The 13058-nt window shown below is 55.8% G+C and carries 11 protein-coding genes and 1 pseudogene; 6 read left to right on the plus strand and 6 right to left on the minus strand.

All coding sequences use genetic code 11. The features are described 5' to 3' along the window. From QQZ17_RS10065 to dkgA, 3 genes and pseudogenes are all read left to right on the plus strand, one after another. Window positions 1-112 (plus strand): IS1 family transposase (locus QQZ17_RS10065; protein WP_001691633.1); only part of this gene is annotated, 112 nt, incomplete at its 5' end. Between the two features lie 3 nt (window positions 113-115). After that, window positions 116-1090, plus strand: a pseudogene (yqhD, locus tag QQZ17_RS10070) (alcohol dehydrogenase); the annotation flags it as partial. A 104-nt stretch (window positions 1091-1194) separates the two neighbouring features. Continuing rightward, on the plus strand, window positions 1195-2022 hold the full coding sequence (dkgA, locus tag QQZ17_RS10075; RefSeq protein ID WP_152406037.1) for a 2,5-didehydrogluconate reductase DkgA: 828 nt from the start codon (window positions 1195-1197) through the stop codon (window positions 2020-2022). Window positions 2023-2069: 47 nt separating this feature from the next. On the opposite strand, the gene QQZ17_RS10080 is transcribed toward dkgA, so the two are convergent. From QQZ17_RS10080 to QQZ17_RS10105, 6 genes are all read right to left on the minus strand, one after another. Next, window positions 2070-2474 carry a carboxypeptidase-like regulatory domain-containing protein gene (locus QQZ17_RS10080; RefSeq protein ID WP_152406038.1) on the minus strand — a complete coding sequence of 135 codons (405 nt, stop codon included), beginning with the start codon at window positions 2472-2474 and terminating at the stop codon, window positions 2070-2072. A 120-nt stretch (window positions 2475-2594) separates the two neighbouring features. Continuing rightward, window positions 2595-4766 carry a YgiQ family radical SAM protein gene (locus QQZ17_RS10085; protein WP_152406039.1) on the minus strand — a complete coding sequence of 724 codons (2172 nt, stop codon included), beginning with the start codon at window positions 4764-4766 and terminating at the stop codon, window positions 2595-2597. Between the two features lie 109 nt (window positions 4767-4875). Beyond that, window positions 4876-6288, minus strand: coding sequence for a cell division protein FtsP (gene ftsP, locus QQZ17_RS10090; RefSeq protein WP_152406040.1), 1413 nt, complete (start codon window positions 6286-6288; stop codon window positions 4876-4878). A gap of 122 nt (window positions 6289-6410) precedes the next feature. After that, the gene (plsC, locus tag QQZ17_RS10095; protein ID WP_042324229.1) at window positions 6411-7148 is read right to left on the minus strand and encodes a 1-acylglycerol-3-phosphate O-acyltransferase; all 738 of its coding nucleotides are present in this window, start codon (window positions 7146-7148) and stop codon (window positions 6411-6413) included. A 267-nt stretch (window positions 7149-7415) separates the two neighbouring features. After that, the gene (gene parC / locus QQZ17_RS10100) at window positions 7416-9674 is read right to left on the minus strand and encodes a DNA topoisomerase IV subunit A (protein ID WP_152406041.1); all 2259 of its coding nucleotides are present in this window, start codon (window positions 9672-9674) and stop codon (window positions 7416-7418) included. 130 nt (window positions 9675-9804) lie between these two features. After that, window positions 9805-10197, minus strand: a complete 393-nt coding sequence (locus QQZ17_RS10105) for a YgiW/YdeI family stress tolerance OB fold protein (protein ID WP_152406042.1) — start codon at window positions 10195-10197, stop codon at window positions 9805-9807. Window positions 10198-10349: 152 nt separating this feature from the next. Here QQZ17_RS10105 and qseB point away from each other — a divergent pair, with 152 nt between their 5' ends. The 3 genes from qseB to QQZ17_RS10120 all read left to right on the plus strand — a co-directional run bounded on the left by qseB (window position 10350) and on the right by QQZ17_RS10120 (window position 13045). Next, window positions 10350-11015, plus strand: coding sequence for a quorum sensing response regulator transcription factor QseB (qseB, locus tag QQZ17_RS10110; protein ID WP_152406043.1), 666 nt, complete (start codon window positions 10350-10352; stop codon window positions 11013-11015). Beyond that, window positions 11006-12355 (plus strand): quorum sensing histidine kinase QseC, encoded by a 1350-nt coding sequence (qseC, locus tag QQZ17_RS10115; RefSeq protein ID WP_152406044.1) that lies wholly within the window; start codon window positions 11006-11008, stop codon window positions 12353-12355. Before qseB ends, qseC begins: the two co-directional genes overlap by 10 nt. A gap of 108 nt (window positions 12356-12463) precedes the next feature. After that, window positions 12464-13045, plus strand: a complete 582-nt coding sequence (locus tag QQZ17_RS10120) for an NAD(P)H-dependent oxidoreductase (RefSeq protein WP_152406045.1) — start codon at window positions 12464-12466, stop codon at window positions 13043-13045. The last annotated feature ends 13 nt before the right edge of the window (window positions 13046-13058 follow it).

Consider the following 13058-nt stretch of genomic DNA (forward strand, 5'->3'; position numbering starts at 1 on the left):
TCTGAGGCAGCACCTGGCACGGCTGGGACGGAAGTCGCTGTCGTTCTCAAAATCGGTGGAGCTGCATGACAAAGTCATCGGGCATTATCTGAACATAAAACACTATCAATAAGTTGGAGTCATTACCAACCCGTCGTATGAAACACTGATGAACGCCGTAAAAATCGCCCGTGAAGAGAACGTAACCTTCCTGCTGGCCGTCGGCGGTGGTTCGGTCCTTGATGGCACGAAATTTATCGCCGCTGCCGCTCACTATGCGGATGGCGTTGACCCGTGGCACATCCTGCAGACCAGCGGTAGCGACATCAAAAGCGCAATCCCGATGGGGTCCGTGTTAACGCTGCCGGCAACCGGTTCTGAGTCCAATAAAGGCGCGGTCATCTCGCGTAAAACCACGGGCGACAAGCAGGCCTTCCATTCCGCACATGTGCAGCCGGTCTTTGCGGTACTGGATCCGGTTTACACCTACACCCTGCCGCCGCGTCAGGTGGCCAACGGCGTGGTTGATGCATTTGTGCATACCGTTGAGCAGTACGTTACGTATCCGGTTGATGCAAAAATTCAGGATCGCTTCGCGGAAGGCATTCTGCTGACCCTGATCGAAGACGGTCCGAAAGCGCTGAAAGATCCGGAAAACTACGATGTTCGCGCGAACGTGATGTGGGCAGCGACTCAGGCGCTGAACGGCCTGATTGGCGCGGGTGTGCCGCAGGATTGGGCAACCCATATGCTGGGCCACGAACTGACGGCGATGCACGGTCTGGATCACGCCCAGACGCTGGCGGTGGTTCTGCCTGCATTGTGGAATGAAAAACGCGATACCAAACGTGGCAAACTGCTGCAATATGCTGAGCGCGTATGGAACATCACCGACGGTTCTGACGATGAGCGTATTGATGCAGCAATTGCAGCCACCCGTAATTTCTTCGAGCAACTGGGCGTTCCGACTCGCCTGTCAGGCTACGGCCTTGACGGCAGTTCTATCCCGGCCCTGCTGGCGAAACTGGAAGAACACGGCATGACGCAACTGGGTGAACATAAAGACATAACCCTGGATGTCAGCCGCCGCATTTACGAGGCAGCCCGCTAAGCTTTTTTCACCTCTGGCTTTCGTTTTTGGGCATTTCGTCCAGACTTAAGTCACCCTACATCACCGGAGCGCCCCTCCGGTGATGAGCACATGAAGGAGGAAAAATGGCAAACCAAACCGTAATTAAGCTTCAGGATGGCAACGTAATGCCCCAACTGGGGTTAGGCGTATGGAAAGCCGGTAACGACGAGGTCGTCTCCGCCATTCATAAAGCACTGGACGTCGGCTATCGGTCCATAGACACCGCCGCCGCATACAAAAATGAAGACGGCGTCGGCAAAGCGTTAGCCAGCGCAGGTCTCCCCCGCGATGAGTTATTCATCACCAGCAAGCTGTGGAATGACGATCAGAAACGCCCCCGCGAAGCGTTGATGGAGAGTCTGGAAAAACTCCAGCTCGATTATCTCGATCTGTATCTGATGCACTGGCCGGTTCCGGCAATCGATCACTATGTTGCCGCCTGGCAGGGCATGATCGAGCTGCAAAAAGAGGGGCTGATTAAGAGCATCGGCGTGTGTAACTTTCAGGTCAACCACCTCCAGCGACTGATTGACGAAACGGGCGTCACGCCGGTGATTAACCAGATAGAACTGCATCCGCTAATGCAACAGCGTCAGCTGCACGCGTGGAATGCGACGCATAAAATCCAGACGGAATCCTGGAGCCCGCTGGCGCAGGGTGGCGAAGGCGTTTTCGATCAAAAAATCATTCGTTCCCTGGCGGATAAATACGGTAAAACCCCGGCGCAGATAGTCATCCGCTGGCATCTGGATAACGGTCTGGTGGTTATCCCGAAATCCGTCACGCCGTCGCGTATCGCCGAGAACTTCGACGTCTGGGATTTCCGTCTCGACAAAGACGAACTGGGCGAGATTGCGAAACTCGATCAGGGCAAACGCCTGGGTCCCGACCCGGATCAGTTCGGCGGTTGATTCCCTTCTTTCAGGCCCGGCTTAGCGTCGGGCTTTCATGTTGTTCGCTACAGGCATGACACCTCGCCGGGTTTGTCCGGCAACGTACACGTCACGTTGAACTTTCTGCCCTCAAGCGCGTGCGGCCCGCCAAAAGCGCCGCCCAGATCGGTTTCATAGTCCTTGCCATTCGCACTCATGTGTAGTGCAGAGCGAAAATACCAGTCCACCGGGCCTATTGGCACAAAGAAGGTCCATTTATAGGCAGCCGGGAAGGTAAAACGTCCATCACCATCAGAGCGTGTCTGAACGGACTCCCCACTGCTCACCAGGGTCAGTTGCGCCCCCTGTACCGGTTTGCCGGTACTATCGACAAGCTGTCCTGCCACTTCAGGCTGTATCTGGTGATGTACCACGCAACCGCTTTGCAGCAGAGCGATTGCCATCACCCCTGCCATCATCCCTGCTTTCATCTCCGTCTCCTGATTCAGATACTGTTTGCCCGCTACAGATGAAAAAATGGCTGCATCAGCAGCCACATTTATCAAACGGTGTAACCGACCCGGTAAGTTTGACGTTACCGGGCAATCGCATTATCGCCCGGCGACTTTTGCCCGCTTTTTGTTGGCGGCCGGCGTCTGACGCTGATGCGCTACCGGCGTGTGCTTGGTCAGCGCTGGACGGGTATTACGGTTCTGGCGACGCGCTTCGCGCATCTCTTCCAGCGTTGGTGCAGGCACCAGGCACTCGCGGCGTCCGCCAATCAGATGCTTTTTACCCATCTCTTCCAGCGCCTGACGGATCGTTGGCCAGTTTGCCGGATCGTGGTAACGCAGCAGCGCTTTATGCAAACGACGCTGCTTATCGCCCTTCGGCACCACCACATCTTCACTCTTATAGCCAATTTTACCCAGCGGGTTTTTGCCGGTGTAATACATGGTGGTCGAGTTTGCCAGCGGCGACGGATAGAAGTTCTGCACCTGATCGAGACGGAAGCGATGTTTCTTCAGCCATAGCGCCAGATTCACCATATCTTCGTCACGCGTCCCCGGGTGCGCGGAGATGAAATACGGGATCAGATACTGCTCTTTCCCTGCCTGCTTCGAGTAGAGATCGAACAGTTCCTTAAAGCGGTCATAGCTGCCCATGCCCGGCTTCATCATCTTCGACAGCGGCCCTTCTTCGGTATGCTCAGGCGCAATCTTCAGATACCCCCCGACGTGATGACTCGCCAGTTCTTTGATATAGCGCGGGTCTTCGACCGCGATGTCGTAACGCACACCGGAAGCGATCAGGATCTTCTTGATGCCTTTCAGGTCGCGCGCACGGCGATAAAGGTTGATCGTCGGCTCGTGATTGGTATCCATATGCGGACAGATATCCGGATAGACGCACGACAGGCGACGGCAGGTCTGTTCCGCACGCGGCGACTTGCAGCGCAGCATGTACATGTTGGCCGTCGGACCACCGAGATCGGAGATCACGCCGGTGAAGCCCGGGACGGTATCGCGGATCGCTTCGATCTCATTAATGATCGAATCTTCAGAGCGGCTCTGAATAATGCGCCCTTCATGCTCGGTGATCGAACAGAACGAGCACCCGCCAAAGCAGCCGCGCATAATGTTGACAGAGAAGCGAATCATCTCATAGGCCGGAATGCGGCTGTTGCCATATGCCGGGTGCGGCACGCGCTTATACGGCAGGGCAAAGACGCTGTCCATCTCTTCGGTTGACAGCGGGATCGCCGGCGGGTTGATCCAGATGTAGCGATCGCCATGCTTTTGCATCAGCGCACGCGCACAGCCAGGGTTGGTTTCATGGTGCAGGATCCGCGAGGCGTGCGCATACAGCACTTTGTCGCCCTTCACTTTTTCAAAGGACGGTAGCAGAACGTAGGTCTTTTCCCACGGCTTCGGACGCGCAGGCTGCACGGTAACGGCTTTCGCTTCCTGCTTTTTCGGCGCGACCGGTTTGTTGTCGGCGCACGGCAAATCTTCGCCATACGGATGCGGAATCGGGTCGATTTTCCCCGGCGTATCCAGACGCGTAGAATCGACGCCGCTCCAGCCTGGCAGCGCGTCTTTCACCATAATCGCGGTGTTACGCACGTCGCGGATCTGGCTTATGGTTTCGCCCATCGCCAGACGGTGCGCCACTTCCACCAGCGGACGCTCACCATTGCCGAACATCAGCATGTCGGCTTTGGAATCCACCAGCACGGAACGGCGCACGGTATCGGACCAGTAATCATAATGCGCGGTACGGCGCAGGCTCGCTTCAATGCCGCCAAGGATCACCGGCACATCTTTCCACGCCTCTTTGCAGCGCTGGGTATAAACCAGCGTGGCACGATCCGGGCGCTTGCCCGCTACGTTATCCGGGGTATAAGCATCGTCATGGCGCAGGCGGCGATCGGCAGTGTAGCGGTTGATCATCGAGTCCATATTGCCAGCGGTTACGCCGAAGAACAGGTTCGGTTTGCCCAGACGCATGAAATCGTCTTTGCTGTTCCAGTCCGGCTGCGCAATGATGCCAACGCGGAAGCCCTGCGATTCCAGCATACGACCGCAAATCGCCATACCGAAACTCGGGTGATCGACATAGGCGTCACCGGTAACCAAAATAATGTCGCAGCTATCCCAGCCAAGTTGATCCATTTCGTCGCGTGACATCGGCAAAAAAGGAGCGGGACCAAAACAGGCCGCCCAGTACTGAGGCCAGGAGAAGAGATCTCTGTCTGGCTGGATCAGGGATATTGCGCTCATAGTGCTTCCAAAAATGGTAAAAAAATAATCAAAGGCCGGCGATTATATGCCGGAACGAAAGAGAAATCGAAGGATAATCTCTCTCGCGTATCAGCGAGAGAGAGGAGGATTACGCCGCTGGATTCACCAGAATCTGCCCAATAGAACCGCGGTCCGCCATTTCCAGCGTCTGGCTGTTGAAGTAGAACGGGAAATGCGCCCAGGACGGTTGTCCGTACCAGACCAGCAGCTCTACCTGCCCATCCACCCAGACGGTATCTTTCCAGCCCCTGTCTTCCGGGAACGGCATCGCGCCGTTGACGTTACGCACGAGGAACGACACCCCTTCGATGTGAAACGACTGCGGCATATCGGCACGCACCGTCCAGCGTTCCCAGGAGCCCTGCTGCGCGGTGATATCAATGCGGTTGACGTCCCATAACTGGCCGTTGATGCCCGGATCGTCGCCCAGACTGATATCGCGACTACGAATCGGCGTACCGCTCATGATCTCGGTCGGCAGCAGACGCATCGGCAGGCTGTCGGTCACCAACGGCAGCAGGCCGGTTGGGCGCAGCGTTAACACCAGCGTGGAAACCAGAATGCTCGACGGTTCAAAGAAACCGCGGATCCGGTCAACGATGCTCGCCGCTTCACCACAGGTAATCGACACTTCATCGCCATTGGTCATGTCGACCAGAATTTCGCGGCGCTCGCCGGGCGCCAGCGACAGCTGTTTTACCGACACCGGCGCGGGCAAAAAGCCCTGATCGCCTGAGATGACATGCAGCGCGCGACCGTCGCTCATTTGCAGCTGGTAACGCCGGGAGTTAGAGGCATTCAGCAGGCGCAGGCGCACCCAGCCGCGGGATACCTCGACATAAGGACTTTGCACCCCGTTGACCAACAGCGTATCACCGACAAAACCACCGCTGCCGGGTTCGCTGTACTCCGGCGTGCCAAAGTTATCCAGTCGCTTGTCCTGAATAATGATAGGGAAGTCATCGACGCCGTAATGATTCGGGATCGGCAGCGATTTACTCACCTCATCTTCGACCAGCCACATCCCGGCCAGGCCGTTGTAAACCTGCTGAGCGGTACGGTTCGGCGTATTAGCGTGATACCACAGCGTGGCGGCGTTCTGACGGATGGGCAGCACGGGTGCCCAGTCTGCGTTTGGCGACATCATGCGAGCCGGACCGCCCATCAGCGGACCCGGAACCTGCAAACCGGCGATAGTCATAGAGACATTTTCCGCCAGACGGTTACTGTAGATAAGCTTAACGTCATCCCCTTTCCAGACGCGGATCGTCGGTCCGAGGTAACGCCCGTTAATGCCCCAGACCGGCGCACGCGTGCCCTGGGTAAATGACCAGTGCGAACGCTGCAGCGTCATAAACAGCGGCTGGCCCCGGCGGGATTCCAGTAGCGGCGGAACGGGCAGCGGCTGTTGCTGACCGGCAGCATTGGCCCTCAGCGGAACAGCACCGGCACACAGCGCGATCCCCGATGCCTGAATGAACTGACGCCGACTGAATGACATATAAGCTCCATGTAAAACTGGCTAAATTACGGGCAGGAACTCGTTTCCTGCAAAAACTCGTCATACTCCAGGCTGCATGTGCGTTAGCTTGCAGCGCGAATGAGTAAGCATTTATCGCTGAATCAAACTTTCCCGGCGGCTTCGCGCTCGGCGACTTCTTGATCAAGTTCAGCAATCTTTTGTTCCATCAACGAGCGGCAGTGCGCGGCCAGTTCACGAACCTGATCTTTACCATACTGACTGGTATCCACCGGCGGCAGCATTTCCACAATCACCAGACCATTCTTCAGGCGATTCAGGTTAATTTTATTCGAGGTATTGGAAACGCACACCGGAATAATCGGGACGCCAGCAGCAATCGCGGCATGAAAAGCCCCGGTTTTAAACGGCAGCAGACCACGGCCCCGGCTGCGAGTGCCTTCCGGGAACATCCAGATGGAGATACGACGCTTTTTAAAATGGTTCACCACTTCGGCAATCGTGCCGTGCGCTTTCGCACGGTTATTACGATCGATCAACAGGTTTCCCGTCAGCCAGTACAGTTGACCAAAAAATGGGATCCACAGCAGGCTTTTCTTCCCAACGGTCACGGTTGGCGGCTGCACGATATTCGCGGCGGTCACCATATCGTAGTTATTCTGATGGTTAGCGATGTAGATAGCGTTACCGTAGCTTTCCGCATCCGCGGGTTTACGGCACTCAACTTTCAGGCCGAACACCGGCGACAGACGACCAAACATGTGCCCGAAAGTCGCGACGTGTTTTGGGTTACGCGGGCTGAGTAAGCAGTAAAGAGAACCGAAAACACAAACCAGAATGGAATAGATAACGGTAATAATAAGTCGAAAAATAAATAGCATAACAACCTCTGAAGGCCTAAGAGCCCGGGATTCTACGTCACCTGCTATCAGGTTAGGGTATTGTTAATGTGGCTCTCTGGAAAACTGTATTGTTAATCGCGACTCACGAATAAACAACGGTTTTACGGGAAATTTTACTGTAATCCGGCAGGAACGAATGGCACGTCCCTTGTGGACAGGATAACGACGCACACGTTTTATCCGATCCACAAGGGGCATCTGCGTAGGCCGGAGAAGGCAAAGCCGCCATCCGGCATTTCACGCAAATTACTCTTCGCTGTCACCACTGCCGGCACGACGCGGCGAATCAATCTCAATGTGATCGATGCGCTGCAAACCACGCATCAACGTCCCGCGACGACCACGTTCGCCGGCCACTTTCTGCAACTCTTCAGGACGCAGCTTAATTTTGCGTTTCCCGACGTGAATGGTCAGCGTGCTTTGCGGCGGCAGCACATAGAGCAGCGCCAGCGCGTCATCACCCCGCGCCGCTTCTGCGGACGGAATGTTGATTATCTTGTTCCCTTTACCTTTCGACAACTGCGGCAGATCGCTGACCGGGAACATCAGCATACGTCCAGCCTGGGTAATCGCCAGCAGCATGTCCGTTTCATCTTCAATCACCACCGGCGGCATAACGCGGGCATTTTCCGGAAGCGTAATGAGCGTCTTACCGGCACGGTTACGCGCCACCAGATCGTTGAACGTACAGACGAAACCGTAACCCGCATTTGATGCCATCAGCAGTTTCTGCTCATCGCCTTCCATCAGCATATGCTCAACGGTCGCGCCCGGCGGTAGCGTCAGTTTACCGGTCAACGGCTCGCCCTGACCGCGCGCCGACGGCAGCGTAATCGGGTCAATGGCGTAACTGCGCCCGGTGGTATCGATAAACACCACCGGCTGGTTGCTCTTGCCTTTCACTGCCGCTTTAAAGCTGTCGCCCGCTTTGTAGTTCAGCCCCTGCGCGTCGATGTCGTGACCTTTGGCGCTACGCACCCAGCCCATCTGCGACAGCACGATCGTCACCGGCTCAGACGGCAGCATGTCGTGTTCGCTCATCGCTTTCGCTTCTTCGCGCTCGCGCAGCGGTGAGCGACGATCGTCACCATAGGCGTCGGCATCCGCCTGTAGCTCTTTCTTCAGCAGGGTATTCATTTTGCGTTCAGAGGCGAGAATCGCCTGCAACTGATCGCGCTCTTTCGCCAGCTCATCCTGTTCACCGCGAATCTTCATCTCTTCCAGTTTGGCGAGATGACGCAATTTCAGTTCGAGGATTGCTTCGGCCTGCGTTTCGGTAATACCAAAACGCGACATCAGCGCTGGCCTGGGCTCATCTTCCGTACGGATGATCTCAATAACTTCGTCGATATTGAGAAACGCCACCAGCAAACCTTCCAGGATATGCAGGCGTTTGAGGACTTTCTCCAGACGATAGTTCAGGCGGCGACGCACGGTATCACGACGGAACGCCAGCCATTCGGTGAGGATCTCCAGCAGGTTTTTCACCGCCGGACGCCCGTCAAGACCGATCATATTGAGGTTAATGCGGTAGCTCTTTTCCAGATCGGTGGTGGCAAACAGGTGGTTCATCACCTGCTCCATGTCCACGCGGTTGGAACGCGGCACCACCACCAGACGAGTCGGGTTTTCGTGGTCTGACTCATCGCGCAGATCGTCAACCATCGGCAGCTTTTTATTGCGCATCTGGGCCGCGATTTGCTCCAGCACGCGCGCGCCGGAAACCTGGTGCGGCAGCGCAGTAATCACCACCGCGCCGTCTTCTTTCTTCCACACCGCGCGCATGCGCACGGAGCCGCGTCCATTCTCATAAATCTTACGAATTTCAGCGCGTGGGGTAATGATTTCCGCTTCAGTCGGGTAGTCCGGGCCGTGGACAATATCCAGCAGCTCGTCCAGCGTCGTTTTCGGCTGTTCAATCAGGGTGATCGCAGCTTTTGCTACTTCGCGCAGGTTGTGCGGCGGAATATCCGTCGCCATACCGACCGCGATACCGGTTGTGCCGTTAAGCAGGATATTCGGCAGACGCGCGGGCAGCATTTTCGGCTCCTGCATCGTCCCGTCGAAGTTTGGCACCCAGTCAGCGGTTCCCTGTCCGAGTTCGCTCAGCAGCAGCTCAGCGTATTTTGACAGGCGGGATTCGGTATAACGCATCGCGGCGAAGGACTTCGGATCGTCAGGCGCCCCCCAGTTCCCCTGACCATCGACCAGCGGATAACGGTAAGAGAACGGCTGCGCCATCAGCACCATGGCCTCATAGCAGGCGCTGTCCCCGTGTGGGTGGTATTTACCCAACACGTCGCCAACGGTACGGGCGGATTTTTTAAATTTAGCGCTGGCGTTCAACCCCAGCTCTGACATCGCATAGACGATGCGGCGCTGAACGGGTTTCAGACCATCACCAATAAACGGCAACGCCCTGTCCATGATGACGTACATGGAGTAATTCAGATAGGCGTTTTCCGTGAATTCATGCAGCGCAAGGCGCTCTGCCATATCGCTCATTAATCGTGATTCCTCAACTGTAAGCCCGCCAGATACCCGGTATCTTTTCAGGCAATATTGCCGCAGATACTACCTTATCTGACGCGTTGAGTCACAAAGAAAAGGGCCGCGAACGCGGCCCTGACGGGGATTATTTGCTGACTTTACTGATTTGCTTCACGTCAATTTCAACGGAATTCCAGTCTTTGTCCACTTCACCCTGAATTTCAACGGTATCCTGCGGGGTGACCGTCACGCCGTTCCAGCGTTTGTGGTCGATATCGACATTGATGGTGCCTGTCGCGTCTTTAAACAGATAGAGGTCATCGGAAATGCGTTCAACGATGTTGCCACGCAGCGTCACCCAGGTGTCATCACGCAAGGATTTCGCACTTTCTACCGTCGTGCTACTGCCGTTTGGTCCCTGGAAGCCGCCGCTCTGCGTTTGTGTCGCGGACGGGCCAGAAAAACCACCCTGCTGCGCTGCCAAAACCGGTGCAGAGCAGAGCGCCATAACGGCAACAATTGTAGCCAGTTTTTTCATGATCATTTCTCCCTTTGATGTCACTTGATATCCATTAAACAGGCTAATCCTTAACGAGTTCTTAAGGCAAAAAAAAGTCTCATTTTTGCTGTACATCGCGTGCGACATCGCGGTTTACTTGCCGTTATGGCGACGGGCGCAAGGATGAAACGATGCGAATTTTACTGATTGAAGATGATGCGTTAATTGGCGACGGCATTAAAACCGGGTTGAGTAAAATGGGCTTTAGCGTCGACTGGTTTACGGAAGGTCGTCAGGGAAAAGAAGCGCTCTACAGCGCACCTTATGATGCGGTGATCCTCGACCTCACGCTACCGGGGATGGACGGACGCGATATTCTGCGCGACTGGCGTGAACAGGGAAAGCGCGAACCGGTGCTGATCCTCACCGCACGCGACGCACTGGCCGAGCGTGTGGAAGGACTTCGCCTCGGGGCAGATGATTATCTGTGTAAGCCCTTTGCGCTGATTGAGGTCGCTGCCAGGCTGGATGCGCTGATGCGCCGTGCCAGCGGTCAGGCCAGCAGCGAACTGCGCCACGGGCTGGTGACCTTAACGCCCGGCGATCGGGTCGCGACGCTGGCGGGTGAGCCGCTCATACTCAAGCCAAAAGAGTTCGCGCTGCTGGAGTTGCTGATGCGCAATGCCGGGCGCGTGTTGCCGCGCAAGCTCATCGAAGAGAAGCTGTATAACTGGGACGAAGAGGTCACCAGCAATGCCGTTGAAGTGCATGTTCACCATCTGCGGCGCAAACTGGGCAGCAATTTTATTCGCACCGTTCACGGTATTGGCTATACGCTTGGTGAGGCATCATCGTGACCCGGCAACTCAGCCTGCGCGTCAGGCTTACCCTCATCTTTCTGATTCTGGCAGCCATTACCTGGGCGGCATCGAGTTTTGTCGCCTGGAAGAAGACGACCGATAACGTCGATGAACTGTTTGATACTCAGTTGATGCTCTTCGCCAAGCGCCTGATTACGCTTGATATCAACGAACTGCACGCCACCGAACGGATGGCGCATACCCCGAAGAAATTCAAGCACGGCCACGTTGATGATGACGTGCTGACCTTTGCCGTCTATACCACGGACGGCAAGATGGTGCTGCACGATGGCGACAATGGTCAGAACATCCCCTATAGCTACCGTCGGGAAGGGTTTGATGACGGCCAACTCAACGGCGATGACGACAAATGGCGTTTTATCTGGCTGACCTCCGTCGATGGTAAGTACCGTATCGTGGTCGGCCAGGAGTGGGAATATCGTGAAGATATGGCGCTGGAGATTGTGACGGCGCAACTGGTCCCCTGGCTTATCGCCCTGCCGCTGATGCTGTTGATGCTGATTATGTTGTTGCATCGGGAGCTCATGCCGCTGAAAAAGCTGGCACAGGCGTTGCGACTGCGCGATCCGCAATCCAGCGAACCGCTCAGTTCACATGGCGTTCCGAGTGAGGTGCGCCCGCTGGTCGAATCGCTCAACCAGCTTTTTACCCGCACCCATAACATGATGGTGCGCGAGCGACGCTTTACGTCAGATGCCGCTCACGAACTGCGCAGTCCGTTAACGGCGCTGAAAGTCCAGACGGAGGTGGCGCAACTTTCTGATGACGATCCGCTGGCGCGGCAGAAAGCCCTGATGCAACTCCATACGGGTATCGATCGCGCCACGCGTCTGGTCGACCAACTCCTGACGCTTTCTCGTCTCGACTCGCTGGATAACCTGCAGGATGTCGCCACGCTTTCTCTTGAAGAGCTCCTTCAGTCCGCGGTGATGGACATCTGGCAACCCGCGCAGCAGGCGCATATTGATGTGCGTTTGCAGATCAATGCTTCCAATGTGACGCGTACCGGACAACCGCTGCTGCTCAGTCTGCTGGTGCGAAATCTGCTGGATAACGCCATCCGCTACAGCCCGAAAGGCAGCGTGGTTGATGTTACGCTTGACGCCAGACAGTTTACCGTCAGAGATAACGGCCCCGGCGTCACTGCGGAAGTCCTGCCCCATATTGGCGAGCGCTTTTATCGCCCGCCGGGCCAACACGCTACCGGCAGCGGCCTGGGCCTGTCGATTGTCCGCCGCATTGCCGCCCTGCACGGAATGACGGTGTCGTTTGGCAATGCGCCAGACGGTGGTTTTACCGCGACAGTACGGTGGTGATCGTCAATTATTGCGCCGAACGCAAAAGACTTTGCACATTTTGCTAATTTCACCGAATCGCCTGTTGACGTAAAATTAGCTTCAAACGCATTCCCGAGAGGCTAAAAAATGAGCAACGTCCTGATTATCAATGGCGCAAAAAAATTCGCGCACTCCAACGGTCAACTGAATGACACGTTGACGGAAGTCGCTGACGGCACCCTGCGTGACCTCGGGCATAGCGTCAAAATCGTCCGTGCTGACAGCGATTACGACGTGAAAGAAGAAGTGCAGAACTTCGTCTGGGCTGACGTGGTTATCTGGCAGATGCCGGGTTGGTGGATGGGTGCGCCGTGGACTGTGAAAAAATACATTGATGACGTGTTCACCGAAGGTCACGGCACGCTGTATGCCAGCGATGGTCGTACTCGCTCAGATGACTCGAAAAAATACGGTTCCGGCGGTCTGATTCAGGGGAAAAAATACATGCTCTCCCTGACCTGGAACGCGCCGATGGAAGCCTTCACCGATAAAGATCAGTTCTTCCACGGCGTGGGCGTCGATGGCGTTTATCTGCCATTCCATAAGGCGAATCAATTCCTTGGAATGGAAGCGCTGCCGACCTTTATTACCAATGACGTCATTAAAATGCCGGATGTACCACGTTATGTTGCAGAATATCGCGAGCATCTGCAGGCGATTTTTGGTTAACTAGTAACCTGGA

Origin of the sequence: Citrobacter sp. T1.2D-1, from assembly GCF_950098555.1 — a bacterium.
GTDB classification, from domain to species: Bacteria; Pseudomonadota; Gammaproteobacteria; order Enterobacterales; family Enterobacteriaceae; genus Citrobacter_A; species Citrobacter_A telavivensis.

What these genes read in the sequence shown, in the direction of transcription:
- qseB (WP_152406043.1), top strand. Translation starts at nt 10,350, where the DNA reads ATGCGAATTTTACTGATTGAAGATGATGCGTTAATTGGCGACGGCATT.
- dkgA (WP_152406037.1), top strand. Translation starts at nt 1,195, where the DNA reads ATGGCAAACCAAACCGTAATTAAGCTTCAGGATGGCAACGTAATGCCC.
- plsC (WP_042324229.1), bottom strand. Translation starts at nt 7,148, where the DNA reads ATGCTATTTATTTTTCGACTTATTATTACCGTTATCTATTCCATTCTG.
- QQZ17_RS10105 (WP_152406042.1), bottom strand. Translation starts at nt 10,197, where the DNA reads ATGAAAAAACTGGCTACAATTGTTGCCGTTATGGCGCTCTGCTCTGCA.
- parC (WP_152406041.1), bottom strand. Translation starts at nt 9,674, where the DNA reads ATGAGCGATATGGCAGAGCGCCTTGCGCTGCATGAATTCACGGAAAAC.
- QQZ17_RS10120 (WP_152406045.1), top strand. Translation starts at nt 12,464, where the DNA reads ATGAGCAACGTCCTGATTATCAATGGCGCAAAAAAATTCGCGCACTCC.
- QQZ17_RS10080 (WP_152406038.1), bottom strand. Translation starts at nt 2,474, where the DNA reads ATGAAAGCAGGGATGATGGCAGGGGTGATGGCAATCGCTCTGCTGCAA.
- ftsP (WP_152406040.1), bottom strand. Translation starts at nt 6,288, where the DNA reads ATGTCATTCAGTCGGCGTCAGTTCATTCAGGCATCGGGGATCGCGCTG.
- QQZ17_RS10085 (WP_152406039.1), bottom strand. Translation starts at nt 4,766, where the DNA reads ATGAGCGCAATATCCCTGATCCAGCCAGACAGAGATCTCTTCTCCTGG.